Origin of the sequence: Pseudomonas oryzihabitans (genome assembly GCF_007665395.1) — a bacterium.
In the GTDB taxonomy this organism is placed as follows: Bacteria; Pseudomonadota; Gammaproteobacteria; order Pseudomonadales; family Pseudomonadaceae; genus Chryseomonas; species Chryseomonas psychrotolerans_C.
In genome coordinates this window covers 156,273-174,664 of sequence record NZ_VDND01000002.1, presented here as the reverse complement: position 1 = coordinate 174,664, position 18,392 = coordinate 156,273, and the positions used below count along the sequence as shown (strand labels likewise).

Below are 18,392 nucleotides of genomic sequence, written 5' to 3'. Positions count from 1 at the left end.
ACCGGTCGCGGTACCAGATACAGGAGATGCGTCCCGCGGGCCTGGGGACACGTCGACCTCGAGTTGTTGGGACTGACAGCCGGGTATTTGGTTTACCCAAACTTTACCCCGCGCCATCTAGGCGGCTGACCGCCGTTGCGGTCTGATAGAGATGCCCGGTTTCATTACCCCGGGTCGCAGGAGAATCATCATGCTACGTCGCATCACTCAGGTTGTGGTGCTTGCCGGTTGCCTCGCCATCGCCGGTCAGGCGTCCGCCCACGGTCGTGGTCCCGGTCCGGCCTTTCTCGGTGCGGTGGTTGGCGCCGTGGTCGGCGGAGCCATCGTCTCCAACTCCTACGCACGGGAGCCGGTCTATGTGCAGGCACCGCCGCCGCCCCCCCCGCCACCGGTGGTCTACTACCAGCCCGCGCCGGTGTACGAGTATCGGGTAGTCGAGCCGCGCCCTGCGTATTACGGCCCGCCGCCCGGCGCCTACTACTACGGTCCGCCGCGCTGGTAAGGACCCATGAAAAAACCCGCCGAAAGGCGGGTTTTTTCATGGGCGGACGACCTAGATCACCTGCCGCCGACGCAGGACGTCGAGGATCTGCTGGACCCCCTCCTCCACCGACAGCTGCTCGGTATCCAGCACCAGATCGGCATCCTCGGGCGCATCGTAGGCGAAGGAAACGCCCGGGATGTTGTCGCCACCGGCGGCGTAGAGGCCCTGGGGATCCCGCTCGGCGCAGGCTGTCGGCGACGCCTTGACGTGCACGGTCAGCAACCGCTCGGCACCGATCAGCGCCTGGGCCTGGGCGCGGCCCTCGGCATCCGGGGCGACGAAGGCCGCCAGGGCGATCAGCCCCGCTTCGTTGAACTGGCGGGCCACCTGGGCGGCGCGCAACCAGTTCTCGCGGCGACCGGCGCGGTCCTGCGGCAGGCCCTTGTTCAGGTCATGCCGCAGATTCTGGCCATCCAGCACGAAGACCGCGCGACCGGCGTCGAACAGGCGGCGTTCCAGGGCGTAGGCCAGGGTGGTCTTGCCGGCACCGGACAGGCCGGTGAAGAGCACGGTGCTGGGCTGCTGGCCGAAACGGGCCGCACGCTCGGCGGTACCCACGTGCAGCTGGTGCGCACTCTGGCCATGGCCGCCAGTGCCCACCGGCTCGGCGATGATCATGCCGGCGCCCACGGTGCCATTGGTCAGGCGGTCGATGACGATGAAGGCGCCGGTGGTGCGGTTGACGCCGTAGCCATCCAGGGCGATGGAGGCATCCAGGGCCACCTTGACCCGGGCGATCTCGTTGAGCTTGAGTTCGCTGGCCGCGCCCCGCTCCAGGGTGTTGACGTCCACCGTATGGACGATGCTCGGCAGCGAGCCGGGCACGTAGCTGGTGGCGCGCTTGATGTCGTATTTCTTGCCCGGCCGCATGGGCTCCTCGGCCATCCACACCAGCATGGCTTCGAAGCTGTCGGTCACCTGGGGACGGTTGTCGGCATGCACCAGGACGTCGCCACGGGAGATGTCGATCTCGTCTTCCAGGGTCAGGGTCACCGCCTGGCCGGGACCGGCCTGCTCCAGCTCGCCGTCGTAGGTGACGATGGACTTGACCCGGCTGCCCTTGCCCGACGGCAGGACCACCACGGCATCGCCCTTGGTCACCACGCCCGAGGCCAGGGTCCCGGCGAAGCCGCGGAAGTTGAGGTTGGGTCGGTTGACGTACTGCACCGGGAAGCGCAGGTCGTCCAGGTTGCGATCCGCGGCGATCTCCACGGTCTCGAGGATTTCCATCAGCGGCTTGCCACTGTACCAGGGCGTCTGCTCGCTGCGATTCACCACATTGTCGCCCTTGAGCGCCGACATGGGGACGAAGTGGATGTCCTTGGCGTTCAGGTCGATGCGCTGGGCAAAGGCCAGGTAGTCGTCCTTGATGCGCTCGAACACGGCTTCGTCGAAGCCGAGCAGGTCCATCTTGTTGATGGCGACCACGATGTGCTTGATGCCCAGCAACGAGGCGATGTAGCTGTGCCGGCGGGTCTGGGTCTGGATGCCGTAGCGGGCATCGACCAGGATGATCGCCAGGTCGCAGGTTGACGCCCCGGTGGCCATGTTGCGGGTGTACTGCTCATGGCCGGGGGTATCGGCGATGATGAACTTGCGCTTGGCGGTGGAGAAGTAGCGGTAGGCCACGTCGATGGTGATGCCCTGCTCGCGCTCGGCCTGCAGGCCGTCCACCAGCAAGGCCAGGTCGACTTCCTCGCCGGTGGTGCCCACCTTCTTGGAATCGCGGGTGATGGCTTCCAGGTGATCCTCGTAGATCATCTTGGAGTCGTGCAGCAGGCGCCCGATCAGGGTGCTCTTGCCGTCGTCGACGTTGCCGCAGGTGAGGAAGCGCAGCAGTTCCTTGCGTTCGTGCTGCGCGAGGTAGGCCAGGATGTCCTGGCCGATCAGATCGGATTGATGCGACATCTTAGAAGTACCCCTGACGTTTCTTCTCTTCCATGGATCCGGCGCCATCGTGGTCGATGACCCGGCCCTGGCGTTCGGAGGTGCGGGTGAGCAGCATCTCCTGGATGATGTCCGTCAGCGTGGTCGCCTGGGACTCCACCGCGCCGGTCAGGGGGTAGCAGCCGAGGGTACGGAAGCGCACCTGGCGCTTGTGGATGCGCGCCTTCTCCTCGGGCGAAAGGTGCTCGAGGATGCGGTCGTCGTCGATCATCAGCAGGGTGCCGTTCTTCTCGATCACCTCGCGCTCGGCGGCGAAGTACAGCGGCACGATCGGGATGCCCTCGAGGTAGATGTACTGCCAGATGTCCAGCTCGGTCCAGTTGGACAGCGGGAACACCCGGATCGACTCGCCCTTGTTGGTCTTGCCGTTGTAGATGTTCCACAGCTCGGGACGCTGGTTCTTCGGGTCCCAGCGGTGCTTGCTGTCGCGGAAGGAGTAGACGCGCTCCTTGGCGCGGGACTTCTCTTCGTCGCGGCGGGCGCCACCGAAGGCCGCGTCGAAACCGTACTTGTCCAGCGCCTGCTTGAGGCCCTGGGTCTTCATGATGTCGGTGTGCTTGGCGCTGCCATGGGTGAAGGGATTGATGCCCTGGGCGACCCCTTCCGGATTCTTGTGCACCAGCAGGTCCAGGCCCATGTCCTGCACCATGCGGTCGCGGAATTCGTACATGGCCTGGAACTTCCAGCCGGTGTCCACGTGGAGTACCGGGAACGGCAGCTTGCCGGGGAAGAAGGCCTTGCGGGCCAGGTGCAGCATCACGGCCGAGTCCTTGCCGATGGAATACAGCATGACCGGATTGTCGAACTCGGCGGCCACTTCACGGATGATGTGGATGCTTTCCGCCTCAAGCTGTTTGAGGTGCGTCTGTTTGTCGAGCATGGCTACTCACGATTGCAGAAAGGTGGCCTGGGAGAGGTCCGTGACGGCAGCCAGTGGACTGGATGCCCCGGACGGAGCGGGCCGTGGACGAAACTCCAATTTAACATAGGCAGCAGTTATGGCCCGCCCGGCGATTTAGAACCAGAAGTTCTATGCTTATGACCGTCAGGCGGGATTGTCGCAGTCGATGAACAGGTGCTCGATGCCCAGCTGCGCGGCCAGGTAGTCGCCCAGCGCCTGCACGCCATAGCGCTCGGTGGCATGGTGTCCGGCGGCGAAGAAGCTCACCGCGTTCTCGCGAGCGCTGTGCACCGTCTGCTCGGACACCTCGCCGGTCAGGTAGGCATCCACCCCGGCGGCGATGGCCTGGTCGATATAGCCCTGGGCACCCCCGGTGCACCAGGCCAGCCGGCGAATCGGCTGGCCGCCATCGACCACCAGCGGCGCGCGCTGCAGCACGCTCGCTACCTGCCGCCCGAAATCCGCGGCGGATTGCGACTGGGGCAATTCGCCCTGCCAGATCAGGCCCTTGGCGTCACCCGGCAGCGGCGCGATGTTCTGCAGGCCCAGGCGGCGACCCAGCTGGACGTTGTTGCCCACGTCGGGGTGGACATCCAGGGGCAGATGGTAGGCCAGCAGGCTGATGTCATGGCTCAGCAGCGTCTTGATGCGGCGGTGCTTCATGCCGATGAGGCGGGCATCCTCGTTCTTCCAGAAGTAGCCGTGGTGCACCAGGATGGCATCGGCCCCAGCGGCAACGGCGGCATCCAACAGCCGCTGCGACGCCGTCACGCCGCTGACCAGCCGGCGGACCTGGCTGCGCCCCTGGACCTGCAGGCCGTTGGGGCAATAGTCCTGGATACGGGCGCTGTCCAGATAGCGGTCGGCCGTCATCACCAGTTCATCGAGGGACAGGGTCACGAGTGGATTACCTCCTCAGCGGGGCGCCACACCGTGTCTTCGGATGGCGCCGCTCCTTATAATGGCCGCCAGCTTATCCGTCGCGTCCCGGGCGGACAAATTCAAGGATGTGATCGATGTACAAGGCTTTGCGTTATCTCGGCTGGCCCGTGCTGTGCGGCCTGCTCGTTGCCGCCCTGATCATGCAGCGCTATCCGCAATGGCTCGGGCTGCCCGCCGGTCAACCGACCTTCGAGTCCGCCCAGCTGGGGGCGGGCTCGCGTCAGCAGGGCCCGGTGTCCTACGCCGATGCGGCCAGTCGCGCGGCGCCGGCGGTGGTTTCCCTGCGCTCGACCAAGGCGGCCAAGCCCGCCAAGACCGCGGACGTCCCCGGCGATCGCAAGGGCCAGGCCAAGCCGGCGGAAGAACTCAGCCTGGGCTCGGCCGTACTGATGAGCCATGACGGCTATCTGCTGACCAACAACCATGTGACCCTCGACGCCGAATCCATCGTGGTGGCCCTGGCCGACGGCCGCCAGACCCTGGCCAAGCTGATCGGCAACGACCCGGCCACCGACCTGGCCGTGCTCAAGATCGACCTGCCGAACCTGCCGGCCATCTCGGTGGGGGACTCGACCGCCATCCGCATCGGCGACGTGGTGCTCGCCATCGGCAATCCCTTCGGCGTCGGCCAGACCGTGACCATGGGCATCATCAGCGCCACCGGACGCAACCAGCTGGGTCTCAATACCTACGAGGACTTCATCCAGACCGATGCGGCGATCAACCTGGGCAACTCGGGCGGCGCCCTGGTGGACGCCAACGGCAACCTGATCGGCATCAACACCGCCATTCTCTCCGGCGGCTCCCAGGGCATCGGCTTCGCCATTCCGATCAAGCTGGCGCTGGAGGTGATGAAGTCGATCATCCAGCACGGCCAGGTGATTCGCGGCTGGCTGGGCGTGGCGGTGGAGGTCATCACCCCGGAGCTGATCAAGACCTACGGCCTCAAGGTCGACCAGGGCATCGTGGTGACGGACATAGATCCCGACGGTCCGGCCTACAAGGCGGGCCTGCGCTCGGGTGATGTGCTGGTGAAACTGGCGGGCCAGCCGGTCAAGGACGGGCGACTGTCGATGAACCAGATCGCCCGCAAGCAGCCGGGCGACAGCGTCGCCATCGAGGTGCTGCGCCAGGACAAGACCGTGCAACTCAAGGCCAGCGTCGGCCTGCGCCCGCTGATGGAGAAGGCGCAGTAGCCGCGAGCGGCCCTCAGAGCGTATCGAGGGCCGTGATGAGGGCCCGGTTCTGCTCCGGCGTGCCGATGGTGATGCGCAGGAAGTCGGCGATGCGCGCGGGACGGCTGAAGTGGCGCACGATGACGCCGTGCTCGCGCAGACCGGCCGCCAGCGCCGCCCCGCCCTTCTGCGCATGGCGGACGAAGATGAAGTTGGCGGCCGAGGGCAGCACCTCGAAGCCGCGCTCCAGCAACTGGCCGACCAGCGCTTCGCGACTCTCGATCACCTGCCGGCAGGTCTCGTCGAAATAGGCACGGTCCTCGAAGGCGGCGACCGCGCCGGCCAGGGCCAGGCGATCCAGCGGATAGGAGTTGAAGCTGTTCTTGATCCGCTCCAGGGCTTCCATCAGCGGTGCCTGGCCCATGGCCAGGCCTACCCGCAGCCCGGCCAGGGAGCGCGACTTGGACAGCGTCTGGGTCACCACCAGGTTGGCATGGCGCTCGATCAGGGCGACCGCCGACTCCGCCCCGAAGTCGACGTAGGCCTCGTCGACCACCACCACCGAGGTCGGATTGCCGGCGACGATGCGCTCGATGGCCTCCAGCGCCAGGGGGCTGCCGGTGGGCGCATTGGGATTGGGGAAGATGATGCCACCGTTGGGCGTCAGGTAGTCCTCCGGCACGATCTGGAAGTCCTCGTCCAGCGCCGGCGTCTCGAAGGCGATGTCGTAGAGGCCGCAGTACACCGGATAGAAGCTGTAGCTGATGTCGGGGAAGAGGATCGGCCGGCCATGGCCGAACAGGCCCAGGAAGATGTGCGCCAACACCTCGTCCGAGCCGTTGCCGACGAAGACCTGGTCACTCTGGATGCCGTAGTAGCGGGCGACGGCGTCCTTGAGGGCCTGGCCATTGGGATCGGGGTAGAGCCGCAGATCAGCCGTCGCCGCCGCGCGAATGGCGTCCAGCGCCCGTGGCGAGGGACCATAGGGATTCTCGTTGGTGTTGAGCTTGACCAGGTTGCTCAGCTTGGGCTGCTCGCCCGGCACATAGGGCACCAGCTTCTTGACGAAGGGACTCCAGAGTTCGCTCATGCTCACTGCTCCTCTTGAATGCGGTATTCGGCGCTGCGGGCGTGGGCGGTCAGGGACTCGCCGCGGGCCAGCACTGAGGCGACCCGGCCAAGGGCCGAAGCACCGGTGGCCGAGCAATGGATGATCGACGAGCGCTTCTGGAAATCGTACACGCCCAGCGGCGAGGAAAAGCGCGCGGTACCCGAGGTCGGCAGCACGTGATTGGGCCCGGCGCAGTAGTCGCCCAGGGCCTCGGCGGTGTAGCGCCCCAGGAAGATGGCACCGGCATGGCGGATCTGCGGCAGCCACTGCTCGGGCTCGGCGACAGAGAGTTCCAGGTGCTCGGGGGCGATGCGGTTGGCCACCTCGATGGCCTGGGCCATGTCGGCGACCTGGATCAGCGCGCCGCGGCCTTCCAGGGAGGCCCGGATGATGTCGGCGCGCTCCATTTCCGGCAGCAGGCGGGCGATGCTGGCGGCCACCGCATCGAGGAAGGCAGCGTCCGGGCTGACCAGGATGGCCTGGGCGTCTTCGTCGTGCTCGGCCTGGGAGAACAGGTCCATGGCGATCCAGTCGGGATCGGTCTGGCCGTCGCAGACCACCAGGATCTCGGACGGACCGGCGATCATGTCGATGCCCACCTTCCCAAATACGTGACGCTTGGCGGTGGCGACATAGATGTTGCCCGGGCCGACGATCTTGTCCACCGGCGGCACGCTTTCGGTGCCATAGGCCAGGGCAGCCACGGCCTGGGCGCCGCCGATGGTGAAGACGCGGTCGACACCGGCCAGGGCCGCGGCCGCCAGTACCAGTTCGTTGACCTCGCCCCGGGGGGTGGGCACCACCATGACCACTTCCTTCACGCCCGCGACCTTGGCCGGGATGGCGTTCATCAGCACCGAGGAGGGATAGGAGGCCTTGCCGCCGGGCACATAGAGGCCGGCGCGATCCAGCGGGGTGACCTGCTGGCCGAGCACGGTGCCGTCGGCTTCCCGGTATTGCCAGGAATCCTGGCGCTGCTTCTCATGGTAGCTGCGCACCCGGGCCGCGGCGGCTTCCAGGGCCGTGCGCTGTTCGGGGGTGATCCGGTCCAGGGCTGCTTCCAGGCGCGCACGCGGCAGGATGAGGTCGCTCATGGCCGTCGCCGTGACGCCATCGAAGCGCCGGGTGTATTCGAGCAATGCCTCGTCGCCCTGGTGGCGGACATCGGCGATGATCGCCAGGACCCGCTGGTTGATGTCGGCGTCGGAGACCCCTTCCCAGCTCAGCAGATGATCCAGATGCTCGGCGAAATCCGGAGCGGCGGCGACGAGTCGGCGGATGGCGAGCGGAGCGGTCATGGCGGGTCCTCTTCAGGATGAGCGAAAGGGGCGCCCGAGAGTAACAGCCGGCTCCGTGTGGGCGCCCGACAATTTGGCTATGGCACGGATAGGCGAAGCTGGAGGGAGGGAATCAGCCTGGGCCGGCATTCAGCATACCGGCCAGGACGTAGAGCCTGTTCAAAGTCTCGCGAGCTAGAGACAAACAAGGCAAAAATGGCTGAGGAAGCGGAGTTTACGAGTGGTAAATGAGCATTCCGAAGCCATTTTTAACGCAGTTTCCCCGACGCGCAGCAGGCTTTGAACAGGTTCTCAGGCGCCGCGCGCCTCGACGGCGTGTCGCAGGGTCTCGATGAGCGCCTGGATACGGCCATGCTGCATCTTCATCGAGGCCTTGTTGACGATCAAGCGCGAGCTGATATGGGCGATCAGCTCCTGGGGCTCGAGGCCATTGGCCTTGATGGTGTTGCCGGTGTCGACCACGTCGATGATCTTGTCGGCCAACCCCACCAGCGGCGCCAGCTCCATGGAGCCGTACAGCTTGATGATGTCGACCTGGCGGCCCTGCTCGGCATAGTAGCGCTTGGCGACATTGACGAACTTGGTCGCCACCCGCAGCCGCCCGCGTGGCGCCGGAGCGCCCACGGCGCCCGCAGTCATCAGCTTGCAGCGCGCGATGCGCAGGTCCAGCGGCTCGTAGAGGCCATCGCCGCCGTATTCCATCAGCACGTCCTTGCCGGCCACGCCCAGGTCCGCGGCGCCATGCTCCACGTAGGTGGGCACGTCGGTGGCACGGACGATGAGCAGGCGCACATCGTCCTGGGTGGTCGGGATGATGAGCTTGCGGCTCTTGTCCGGATTCTCGGTCGGCGCGATCCCCGCCGCCGCCAGCAGCGGCAGGGTGTCGTCGAGGATACGGCCCTTGGACAGGGCGATGGTCAGCATCGGAGGTCCTTACTTGGGCGTGCGGCGGATCTTGGCGCCGAGCAGCTGGAATTTCTCCTCGATGCATTCGTAGCCGCGGTCGATGTGGTAGATGCGATCGATCAGGGTATCGCCCTCGGCCACCAGGGCGGCGATGACCAGGCTCGCCGAGGCGCGCAGGTCGGTCGCCATGACCGGGGCGGCCTTGAGGCTCTGGACGCCGGTGACGATGGCGGCATTGCCTTCGATGGCGATGTTGGCACCCATGCGTACCATCTCGTGAACGTGCATGAAGCGGTTCTCGAAGATGGTCTCGACCACGGTACCGGTGCCTTCGGCGACGGCGTTCATGGAGATGAATTGGGCCTGCATGTCGGTGGGGAACGCCGGGTAGGGCGCCGTGCGGATGTTGACCGCACGGGGGCGATTGCCCTTCATGTCCAGTTCGATCCAGTTGCTGCCGGTGGCGATGTGGGCACCCGCTTCTTCCAGCTTGGCCAGCACGGCCTCGAGGATGGTCGGATCGGTGTCCTTGAGCTTGACGCGGCCGCGGGTGGCGGCGGCGGCGACCAGGTAGCTGCCGGTCTCGATACGGTCGGGCAGCACTGAATAGGTGGCCCCACCCAGGCGCTCGACGCCTTCCACGGTGATGGTGTCGGTACCGGCACCCTGGATGTTGGCACCCATGGCGATCAGGCAGTTGGCCAGATCCACCACCTCGGGTTCGCGGGCGGCGTTCTGGATGACGCTGCGGCCCTTGGCCAGGGTCGCGGCCATCAGCACGTTCTCGGTACCGGTCACGCTGACGGTATCGAAATAGTAGTGGGCGCCGCGCAGGCCACCGGCCGGGGCCTTGGCCTTGATGTAGCCGCCCTCGACGGTGATCTTGGCGCCCATGGCTTCCAGGCCGCGCAGGTGCAGGTCGACCGGACGCGAACCGATGGCGCAGCCGCCGGGCAGGGCGACTTCCGCCTCGCCGAAGCGGGCGACCATCGGACCCAGCACCAGGATGGAGGCGCGCATGGTCTTGACCAGCTCATAGGGCGCGACCAGGGTCTTGATGCTGGAGGCATCCACCTCGACGTTGAGCTTCTCGCCGATGATGGGCTGCACGCCCATGCGACCGAACAGCTCGATCATGGTGGTGATGTCGTGCAGGTGCGGCAGGTTGGCGATGGTCACCGGGGTATCGGCGAGCAGCGTCGCGGCCAGGATCGGCAGGGCGGAATTCTTGGCCCCGGAAATGCGAATTTCACCGTTCAGGCTATTGCCGCCGGTAATGATCAGTTTGTCCATAGCGAGTTCTCGGCGCTGCGAATCAGGCGCGTTCGGCCCAGGCAGCACGGGTGAAGAATTTCATGGTGACAGCATGGATGCTGCCATCGGCGATCTGCGGCTGGAGATGGGAGTAGACCTGCTGCTGACGCTTGACCGGGCTGAGTGCCTGGAGCTCGTCGCTGATCAGGTAGAGCTGGAAGTTGCAGCCCTCGCCTTCCACTTCGACCTGGGTATCGGCCAGTTTTGCCTCCAGGAGGCTTTTGACTTCTTGGGCCTGCATGGCGGCACCTCGGCAATCTAGTACAGCCGGCGATCATACAAAAAAACCGGCGGTACGGCGACTGCGATGACCATCCGGGCTCATCTGCAAAGTCGCCGAGAGAAGCCCAGGCGAGGCGACGTCGGGGCGGCAGCGGCGCTCACGCGTGCTAATTGAGCAGTGCGACGGGATTACCCGGGCCGGGCTGGCGACCCAGCCGATCTTCAACGCCGCCTGGCTGAGCGCCGGGGCTTTTCAACCACTGCCTAGGCCTGAGCCTGGTCCACCAGGGGCAGCAGCGCCAGGGCATCCGAGACCTCGGCGATCTGCCGCAGCTCGGACGGCAGGTGGGCGATGGTGAGCGGGCGACCGGCGGCCTGGGCATCACGCAGCCAAGCCAGCAGCAGCGCCAGGCCGGCACTGTTGGAGTGCTCGACCCCCGCGCAATCCATCACCAGCGGACCGCTGCCCTGGCCGATCAGCGCCCTGCCCTGCTCGCGCAGGGTCGGCACGCTGGCGTGGTCGAGCACGCCCGCCAGATGCAGGCGGGCGCCGTCGGCGGTGATGGCGGCGCGACTCACGAACCGACCTTGGCCTTCTGGGCCTCGGGAGAATCCTTGGCCTTGGCCACGGTGCCGGCCCAGTTGTTGATGGTCTTGTCCAGGTCGTTGCCGTTGTCCTGCATGGCCTGGGCGAACTGGTCGCGGAACAGCTTGCCGAGGTTCAGGCCATTGATGATGACGTTACGGACCTTCCACTCATCGCCCTGCTTGACCATGCTGTACTGCACCGGATACACGGCACCGTTGTTGCCCTTGACCTCCATGCCCACGCTGGTGCGGTCGGGGCCGTCGGCCGGACCTTCGGGCAGCACGCGGATCCCCTGGTTGTTGTATTCCAGCAGGGCGTTGCCATAGAACTGCATGAGGCTGCGCTTGAAGTTTTCTTGGAAGCGCGCCATCTGCTCCGGGGTGGCGCTACGGCTGTAGCGCACGGTCATGATGCTGCGCGAGATGCCCTCGGCATCCACCACCGGCCCGAGAATGTTGTTCAGCGACTCATAGAACGCTTCCGGGCTGCTGCGGTACTTGTCGCGGTTGGCCTCGAGATCGGAGAGCAGGGTCGTGGTGGTCTGCTGGATCACGTCATGGGCCGAAGTCGCCGCCTGGGACACCAGCGGCAATAGGGCCAGAATCGCGATGACTCCGTGACGAATTAGCTTGAGCATGAAGAAGCCTCTCATCATTTGTTGGCGGAAGAGTCTTTATTGACCGAGTTGAGCAGGAATTTGCCGATCAGATCCTCGAGAACCAGCGACGATTGTGTATCGCGAATGGTCGAGCCTTCCTTGAGCACCTGCTCGTCACCGCCCACGCTGATGCCGATGTATTTCTCGCCGAGCAGGCCGGCGGTCAGGATCGAGGCGATGGAGTCGGTCGGCAGGTTGTCCACCTGCTGGTCGATCTGCATGGTGACCCGGCCGCGGTAGCTGTTGCGGTCGAGGTCGATGGCGGTCACCTTGCCGATGGTCACGCCCGACAGGGTCACGCGTGATCTCACGGTGAGACCCGCGATATTGTCGAAGTAGGCGTAGACCTTGTAGGTATCGCGATGGTCACTCATCGTCAGACCGCTTACCCGCAGCGCCAGCAACAGCAGCGCGAGCACGCCGGCCAGCAGGAAGAGTCCGACACCGATTTCCTGGGTGCGGGTTTGCATCAGAGATCTCCAAACATCAGGGCGGTAAGAATGAAGTCGAGGCCGAGCACGGCGAGCGACGCATAGACGACGGTACGGGTGGTGGCGCGGCCGATGCCTTCGGAGGTCGGTTCGCAGTCATACCCCTGGAAGACGGCGACCCAGGTCACCACGAAGGCGAATACCAGGCTCTTGACCACGCCATTGAGCACGTCGCTGAGCATCACGCTGTTCTGCATGGTGGCCCAGAAGGAGCCGTCGTAGACGCCGAGCCAGTCGATGGCGACCATGGCCGCGCCCCAGATGCCCACCACGTTGAACAGGGCGGCCAGCAGCGGCATGGAAATGAAACCGGCCCAGAAGCGCGGCGCGACGATGTACTTGAGCGGATCCACGCCGATCATTTCCAGGCTGGACAGCTGCTCGGTGGATTTCATGTTGCCGATCTCGGCGGTCAGGGCGGAGCCTGCCCGACCGGCGAACAGCAGGGCGGTCACCACCGGGCCGAGTTCGCGCAGCAGGGTCAGGGCGACCATCTGCCCCACGGCCTGCTCCGAGCCGTACTTGACCAGGATGTTGTAGCCCTGCAGGGCGATCACCATGCCGATGAAGAAGCCCGACACCACGATGATCGGCAGCGACAGCACGCCGACCGCATAGAGTTGCTTGCCCAGCAGCTGCAGGCCACTGCCCGCGCCACCCCGGCCGAAAACCGCGAGCAGCAGGACGATGACCGAGCGACCGATGGCCGCCACGACATCCAGCCCAGCACGGCCCAGCCGACGAATCCGCTCCACGGCGGAGACCTTACGCATCAGTGTTTCCCCAGCAAGGCATCGCGCAGATCCGGCGCGGCGAAGTGGAAAGGTACCGGGCCATCGGGGATGCCCTGCATGAACTGGCGAACCCGCGGATCCGGCGACTCGCGCAATTCCTTCGGCGTGCCCTGCCCCAGCACCTTGGTGTCGCCGACCACATAGAGGTAGTCGGCGATGCTGGCGGTCTCGGCCAGGTCGTGGGAGACCACGATGCTGGTCAAGCCCAGCGCCTGGTTGAGCAGGCGGATCAAGCGCACCAGCACGCCCATGGCGATGGGGTCCTGGCCGACGAAGGGCTCGTCATACATGAGGATCTGCGGATCCAGGGCGATGGCCCGCGCCAGCGCGACCCGCCGCTTCATGCCCCCGGACAGCTCGTCCGGCATCAGCTCCACGGCGCCGCGCAGGCCCACGGCTTGCAGCTTGAGCAGCACGATGTCGCGGATCATCTCCTCGGGCAGCTTGGTGTGCACCCGGAGCGGGAAGGCCACGTTCTCGAAGACATCGAGATCGGTGAACAGCGCGCCGCTCTGGAACAGCACGCCCATCTGCCGCCGCATGTCGAACAGTTCGCCGCGGGACAGCTGGGGCAGGTTGGCCCCGTTGACCCAGATCTCTCCGCTGCTCGGTCGCAGCTGGGCCGCGATGAGACGCAACAGGGTGGTCTTGCCACTGCCGGACGGCCCCATGATGCCGGTGACCTTGCCGCGCGGGATGCGGATATCGACCCGGTCGTAGATGAGGCGCGTGCCGCGCTTGAAGGAAACGCCCTTTAGCTCCACGGCGTACGGGCTATCGACGGTCATCGAGACTCCTAAGGTTCAACTCTGTGCAGGGAGACGTCGCTCCGCCGCGTCAGGGCACGCGACGCGCGCACTCGGCGGTCCCTGCAAAAGGGCGGCACTATAGCATTCGTTGCCGATGAGACCGTCGACCTGCGGGCGACGTTGCTGAGGGTCGCGGCTTTGCGCATATAATTTCCGATTGTCCCGTCACCTGCCTTCTGACCCATGCCCGACTCAATAGATTTCATCGCCTCCGCCAAGCGCACCATCGATGTAGAGCGAGCGGCGGTGGCCGCCCTGGGCGCACGCGTCGACGACAGCTTCGCCCAGGCCTGCCGCCTGCTGCTGGCCTGCCGCGGCCGCATCGTCGTGTTGGGCATGGGCAAGTCCGGCCATGTCGGCAACAAGATCGCCGCTACCCTGGCCAGCACCGGCAGCCCGGCCTTCTTCGTCCACCCGGCCGAGGCCAGCCACGGCGACATGGGCATGATCACTCGGGACGATGTCATCATTGCCATCTCCCAGTCGGGCACCTCGAGCGAGATCCTCACCCTGCTGCCGCTGATCAAGCGCCTCGGGGTGCCGCTGATCAGCTTCGCCGGCAATGCCGCCTCGCCTCTGGCCAAGGCGGCCGACGTCCAGCTGGACACCAGCGTCGAAACCGAGGCCTGCCCGCTCAACCTGGCCCCCACCTCCTCCACCACCGTCGCCCTGGTATTGGGCGATGCCCTGGCCATCGCCCTGCTGGAGGCCCGCGGCTTCACCGCCGAGGACTTCGCCTTCTCCCATCCGGGCGGCGCCCTGGGGCGGCGGCTGCTGCTTAAGGTGGAGAACGTTATGCACGCCGGCGCCGACCTGCCGCAGGTGAGCGAGGACACCCTGGTGTCCGATGCGCTGCTGGAGATGTCGCGCAAGGGCCTCGGCATGACCAGCGTGCTGGCCGCCGACGGCCAGCTCGCCGGCATCTTCACCGACGGCGACCTGCGCCGGGCGCTGGATCGCGGCATCGACGTGCGGACCACGCCGATCGCAACCGTGATGACCCGTGGCGGTCGAACGGCGAAGGCCCAGATGCTCGCCGCCGAGGCGCTGAAGATCATGGAAGAGCACAAGATCAATGCCCTGGTGGTGATAGACGAGGCCCGCCGACCGATCGGCGCCCTCAACATGGGTGACCTGCTACGCGCCGGGGTGCTGTAGGCCGGGTTATACTGACTGGCTAATACGCCGAAAATGCACGTTCAACCCGCCGCCCTCGGTGCGGCCCACCACAGGTACCCTCATGTTTCGCAGCTTGCGCCGCCCCGTGCTGTTGGTCCTGATCGCCGCCGCGCTCATCGCGATCGGCTACTGGAACATCCTGCCGCAGCGCTTCGTCGACGCGCCGGCGTCGTCGACCCCGCAAGACAGCGCCATCGACGGCTATGCCCTCAATACCCGGACAATTCAGTATCGGCTGGACGGCAAGGTCCAGTACGAACTCAAGGCCGAACGCAGTGAACACGTCAAGGCCACCGACATCACCCTGGTGACGCGGCCCGACATGCTGGCCTTTCGCGGCACCGACTTCCCCTGGCACGTTCGCAGTGCCCGGGCCGAGGTCGCCCCCGGTGGCAGTCAGGCGGAGCTGATCGACGACGTGCGCGTGGAGCGTACCGATGCGAGAGGCCGCCCGGTGGTGTTGACCACCACCCGCATGACCGTCTTTCCTGACAAACAATATGCGCAAACCGAGCAAGCCGTTAGAATCGAGGCCGCCAATGGGGTGACCACGGCCAATGGCATGAAAGCGTATCTAGAAGACGGCAGAATGCTCCTGCTGTCCAACGTAAGAGGCCAGCATGAGGTTCGTTAAAACCCTCCCCTTCCTGTTCACCCTCGGCGCCACCTTTGGCAGTGCCGCGGCTTGGGCCCTGCCGACCGATCGCACCCAGCCGATCCGCGTGCAGGCCGATAGCGCCGAGCTCGATGACAAGCAGGGCGTGGCCGTCTACCGCGGCGACGTGGTCATCACCCAGGGCAGCATGAAGATCACCGGCAACACCGTGACCCTGACCCAGGACAACCAGGGCAACATCAAGGTCGCGACTTCGGTAGGCAAACCGGCCTATTACGAGCAGAAGCCGTCGGCGGACAAGGACCTGGTCAAGGCCTACGCCCTGACCATCCAGTACTTCGCTCAGGAAAACCGCATCATCCTGATCGACCAGGCCAAGGTGATCCAGCAGGGCAACACCTTCGAAGGCGAGAAGATCGTCTACGACACCCAGCGCCAGATCGTCAACGCCGGACGCGCCAACGGCAGCAAGGTCACCACGCCGCGGCCGCGGATCGACATGGTCATCCAGCCCAAAGATCAGCAGCAGTCGGGGCAGGGACAATGACGGTTACGCTCAAAGCCCAGCATCTGGCCAAGAGCTACAAGGGTCGTCAGGTCGTCCGCGACGTCAGCGTCAGCATCGACAGCGGCCAGATCGTCGGCCTGCTCGGTCCGAACGGTGCCGGCAAGACCACCTGCTTCTACATGATCGTCGGCCTGGTCAAGGCCGATCAGGGCCGGGTGCTGATCGACGACCAGGACGTCACCGCCCTGCCCATGCACGGTCGCGCTCGTGCCGGGATCGGCTACCTGCCCCAGGAAGCCTCGATCTTCCGCAAGCTGACCGTGGCCGACAACATCCTCGGCATCCTGGAAACCCGCAAGGACCTGGACAAGGCCGGCCGCCTGCGCGAGCTGGAAAGCCTGCTGCAGGAATTCCACATCACCCACATCCGCGACAACCGCGGCATGAGCCTGTCCGGCGGTGAGCGGCGTCGCGTCGAGATCGCCCGCGCCCTGGCCACCGCGCCCAAGTTCATCCTGCTGGACGAACCCTTCGCCGGCGTGGATCCCATTTCGGTGGGCGATATCAAGCAGATCATCCGCCACCTCAAGGCCAAGGGCATCGGTGTGCTCATCACCGACCACAATGTCCGGGAAACCCTGACCATCTGCGAAACGGCGTACATCGTCAACGATGGCCAGCTGATCGCCGAAGGTACCGCCGAGGAAGTCCTCGCCAACGAGCTGGTGAAGGAAGTCTACCTGGGCCACGAATTCCGCCTCTAGGCAAACCCAGGGAAACAAGGCATATAATTTGCTAACGCTCGCAGGGTTCGCGAGGTTCGGTGGCGCTGTTCGCGTCGGTAGACAAGGTGTAATTCCGCAGCCATGAAACCATCGCTAGTCCTCAAGATGGGCCAGCAGCTGACGATGACGCCGCAGCTGCAACAAGCCATTCGTCTGCTCCAGCTGTCGACGCTCGATTTGCAGCAGGAAATCCAGGAAGCCCTGGAATCCAATCCGATGCTGGAACGCCAGGAAGAAGGGGAAGACTTCGACCAGAGCGACGCTGCAGGCGATAGCGATGAGGCGGCGAACCCGGGCAACCTGGAAACCACCTTCAAGGAAACCTCGGTCGCCACCAACGAAATGGCCGACGAATCCGAATGGAGCGAGCGCATCCCCAGCGAGCTGCCGGTGGACACCGCCTGGGAAGACATCTACCAGACCAGTGCCAGCAGCCTGCCCAGCAACGACGATGACGAGTGGGACTTCACCACCCGCACCTCGGCCGGCGAGAGTCTGCAGACCCACCTGCTCTGGCAGCTCAACCTGGCGCCCATGTCGGACCTGGACCGCCTGATCGCCCTGGCGATCATCGACGGCATCGACACCGACGGCTACCTGCAGGAAAGCCTGGAGGACATCCACGCCTCCCTCGACCCGGAACTGGAAGTCGATCTCGACGAGGTCGAGGTGGTGCTCAGGCGCGTTCAGCAATTCGAGCCCGCCGGCGTCGCCGCGCGCAACCTGCGCGAGTGCCTGCTGATCCAGCTGGCGCAACTGCCCGCGAGCCTGCCGCTGCTCGGCGAAGCCAAGCGCCTGGTCGGCGACTACCTGGACCTGCTCGGCAGCCGCGACTACGCGCAGCTGATGCGGCGCATGAAGATCAAGGAAGACGAGCTCAAGCCGATCATCGAGCTGATCCAGACCCTGCATCCGCGACCGGGCTCGCAGATCGAATCGAGCGAAGCCGAATACGTGGTACCGGACGTCATCGTGCGCAAGCACAACGAACGCTGGCTGGTGGAGCTCAACCAGGAAGCCGTGCCGCGCCTGCGGGTCAATCCCCAGTACGCCGGCTTCGTCAAGCGCGCCGACAGCAGCGCCGACAACACCTACATGCGCAACCAGCTGCAGGAAGCGCGCTGGTTCATCAAGAGCCTGCAGAGCCGCAACGAGACCCTGATGAAGGTGGCGACCCAGATCGTCGAGCACCAGCGCGGTTTTCTCGAATACGGCGAAGAGGCAATGAAGCCGCTGGTCCTGCACGACATCGCCGAGGCGGTGGGCATGCACGAGTCGACCATCTCGCGGGTGACCACCCAGAAATTCATGCACACCCCGCGTGGCATCTACGAACTCAAGTACTTCTTCTCCAGCCACGTCAGCACCGCCGAGGGTGGCGAATGCTCCTCCACCGCGATCCGCGCGATCATCAAGAAATTGGTGGCGGCGGAAAACGCGAAAAAGCCGTTGAGTGACAGCAAGATCGCTGGTTTACTGGAATCGCAAGGTATACAAGTCGCTCGACGCACGGTGGCTAAGTATCGGGAATCCCTGGGTATCGCTCCGTCCAGCGAACGCAAGCGTCTCATCTGACGCGTCCTGATGTGACCGTGCCTCGTTC

At 65.3% G+C, this 18,392-nt stretch carries 20 protein-coding genes; 7 read left to right on the top strand and 13 right to left on the bottom strand.

What is annotated here, in order from left to right; all coding sequences use genetic code 11:
• Positions 1–190 precede the first annotated feature (190 nt).
• Positions 191–502 carry a hypothetical protein gene (locus tag FSV73_RS04715; protein ID WP_145004649.1) on the top strand — a complete coding sequence of 104 codons (312 nt, stop codon included), beginning with the start codon at positions 191–193 and terminating at the stop codon, positions 500–502.
• A 51-nt stretch (positions 503–553) separates the two neighbouring features.
• Here FSV73_RS04715 and cysN read toward each other — a convergent pair whose 3' ends face one another.
• From cysN to FSV73_RS04700, 3 genes are all read right to left on the bottom strand, one after another.
• Positions 554–2,452: a sulfate adenylyltransferase subunit CysN gene (gene cysN / locus FSV73_RS04710; RefSeq protein WP_145004646.1), complete on the bottom strand. Its 1,899-nt coding sequence runs from the start codon at positions 2,450–2,452 to the stop codon at positions 554–556.
• Position 2,453: 1 nt separating this feature from the next.
• Positions 2,454–3,371 carry a sulfate adenylyltransferase subunit CysD gene (gene cysD, locus FSV73_RS04705; RefSeq protein WP_058761973.1) on the bottom strand — a complete coding sequence of 306 codons (918 nt, stop codon included), beginning with the start codon at positions 3,369–3,371 and terminating at the stop codon, positions 2,454–2,456.
• 165 nt (positions 3,372–3,536) lie between these two features.
• Positions 3,537–4,265, bottom strand: coding sequence for a Nif3-like dinuclear metal center hexameric protein (locus tag FSV73_RS04700; RefSeq protein WP_186309178.1), 729 nt, complete (start codon positions 4,263–4,265; stop codon positions 3,537–3,539).
• A 143-nt stretch (positions 4,266–4,408) separates the two neighbouring features.
• Here FSV73_RS04700 and FSV73_RS04695 point away from each other — a divergent pair, with 143 nt between their 5' ends.
• Positions 4,409–5,530: a S1C family serine protease gene (locus tag FSV73_RS04695; protein WP_145004641.1), complete on the top strand. Its 1,122-nt coding sequence runs from the start codon at positions 4,409–4,411 to the stop codon at positions 5,528–5,530.
• Positions 5,531–5,543: 13 nt separating this feature from the next.
• Here the strand turns inward: FSV73_RS04695 and hisC are convergent, their stop codons facing one another.
• The 10 genes from hisC to FSV73_RS04645 form a co-directional block, all read right to left on the bottom strand.
• Complete coding sequence (hisC, locus tag FSV73_RS04690; protein WP_145004638.1) at positions 5,544–6,599, bottom strand: histidinol-phosphate transaminase; 1,056 nt, start codon at positions 6,597–6,599, stop codon at positions 5,544–5,546.
• Between the two features lie 2 nt (positions 6,600–6,601).
• Positions 6,602–7,918, bottom strand: coding sequence for a histidinol dehydrogenase (hisD, locus tag FSV73_RS04685; RefSeq protein ID WP_145004637.1), 1,317 nt, complete (start codon positions 7,916–7,918; stop codon positions 6,602–6,604).
• 291 nt (positions 7,919–8,209) lie between these two features.
• Entirely contained in the window at positions 8,210–8,842 is a 633-nt protein-coding gene (gene hisG, locus FSV73_RS04680) for an ATP phosphoribosyltransferase (RefSeq protein ID WP_145004634.1), read from the bottom strand.
• A 9-nt stretch (positions 8,843–8,851) separates the two neighbouring features.
• Positions 8,852–10,117: a UDP-N-acetylglucosamine 1-carboxyvinyltransferase gene (murA, locus tag FSV73_RS04675; RefSeq protein ID WP_145004631.1), complete on the bottom strand. Its 1,266-nt coding sequence runs from the start codon at positions 10,115–10,117 to the stop codon at positions 8,852–8,854.
• Positions 10,118–10,139: 22 nt separating this feature from the next.
• On the bottom strand, positions 10,140–10,379 hold the full coding sequence (locus tag FSV73_RS04670; protein WP_007159508.1) for a BolA family protein: 240 nt from the start codon (positions 10,377–10,379) through the stop codon (positions 10,140–10,142).
• 245 nt (positions 10,380–10,624) lie between these two features.
• Positions 10,625–10,939: an STAS domain-containing protein gene (locus FSV73_RS04665; RefSeq protein ID WP_145004628.1), complete on the bottom strand. Its 315-nt coding sequence runs from the start codon at positions 10,937–10,939 to the stop codon at positions 10,625–10,627.
• Complete coding sequence (locus FSV73_RS04660) at positions 10,936–11,586, bottom strand: MlaC/ttg2D family ABC transporter substrate-binding protein (RefSeq protein WP_145004625.1); 651 nt, start codon at positions 11,584–11,586, stop codon at positions 10,936–10,938. The genes FSV73_RS04665 and FSV73_RS04660 overlap by 4 nt, the downstream gene beginning before the upstream one ends.
• Before the next feature lie 14 nt (positions 11,587–11,600).
• Positions 11,601–12,077, bottom strand: a complete 477-nt coding sequence (mlaD, locus tag FSV73_RS04655; protein ID WP_145004622.1) for an outer membrane lipid asymmetry maintenance protein MlaD — start codon at positions 12,075–12,077, stop codon at positions 11,601–11,603.
• Positions 12,077–12,871, bottom strand: coding sequence for a lipid asymmetry maintenance ABC transporter permease subunit MlaE (mlaE, locus tag FSV73_RS04650; protein WP_145004619.1), 795 nt, complete (start codon positions 12,869–12,871; stop codon positions 12,077–12,079). The genes mlaD and mlaE overlap by 1 nt, the downstream gene beginning before the upstream one ends.
• On the bottom strand, positions 12,871–13,680 hold the full coding sequence (locus FSV73_RS04645; protein ID WP_145004616.1) for an ATP-binding cassette domain-containing protein: 810 nt from the start codon (positions 13,678–13,680) through the stop codon (positions 12,871–12,873). The genes mlaE and FSV73_RS04645 overlap by 1 nt, the downstream gene beginning before the upstream one ends.
• A 204-nt stretch (positions 13,681–13,884) precedes the next feature.
• Between FSV73_RS04645 and FSV73_RS04640 the strand changes: the two genes are divergently transcribed.
• The 5 genes from FSV73_RS04640 to FSV73_RS04620 all read left to right on the top strand — a co-directional run bounded on the left by FSV73_RS04640 (position 13,885) and on the right by FSV73_RS04620 (position 18,364).
• Positions 13,885–14,859 (top strand): KpsF/GutQ family sugar-phosphate isomerase, encoded by a 975-nt coding sequence (locus tag FSV73_RS04640; protein ID WP_145004613.1) that lies wholly within the window; start codon positions 13,885–13,887, stop codon positions 14,857–14,859.
• A gap of 82 nt (positions 14,860–14,941) precedes the next feature.
• Positions 14,942–15,514 carry an LPS export ABC transporter periplasmic protein LptC gene (gene lptC / locus FSV73_RS04635; RefSeq protein WP_145004610.1) on the top strand — a complete coding sequence of 191 codons (573 nt, stop codon included), beginning with the start codon at positions 14,942–14,944 and terminating at the stop codon, positions 15,512–15,514.
• Positions 15,501–16,043: a lipopolysaccharide transport periplasmic protein LptA gene (gene lptA / locus FSV73_RS04630; RefSeq protein ID WP_145004608.1), complete on the top strand. Its 543-nt coding sequence runs from the start codon at positions 15,501–15,503 to the stop codon at positions 16,041–16,043. Before lptC ends, lptA begins: the two co-directional genes overlap by 14 nt.
• Positions 16,040–16,768, top strand: coding sequence for an LPS export ABC transporter ATP-binding protein (gene lptB, locus FSV73_RS04625; protein ID WP_027597094.1), 729 nt, complete (start codon positions 16,040–16,042; stop codon positions 16,766–16,768). The genes lptA and lptB overlap by 4 nt, the downstream gene beginning before the upstream one ends.
• Before the next feature lie 102 nt (positions 16,769–16,870).
• Positions 16,871–18,364 (top strand): RNA polymerase factor sigma-54, encoded by a 1,494-nt coding sequence (locus FSV73_RS04620; protein ID WP_145004605.1) that lies wholly within the window; start codon positions 16,871–16,873, stop codon positions 18,362–18,364.
• Positions 18,365–18,392 lie beyond the last annotated feature (28 nt).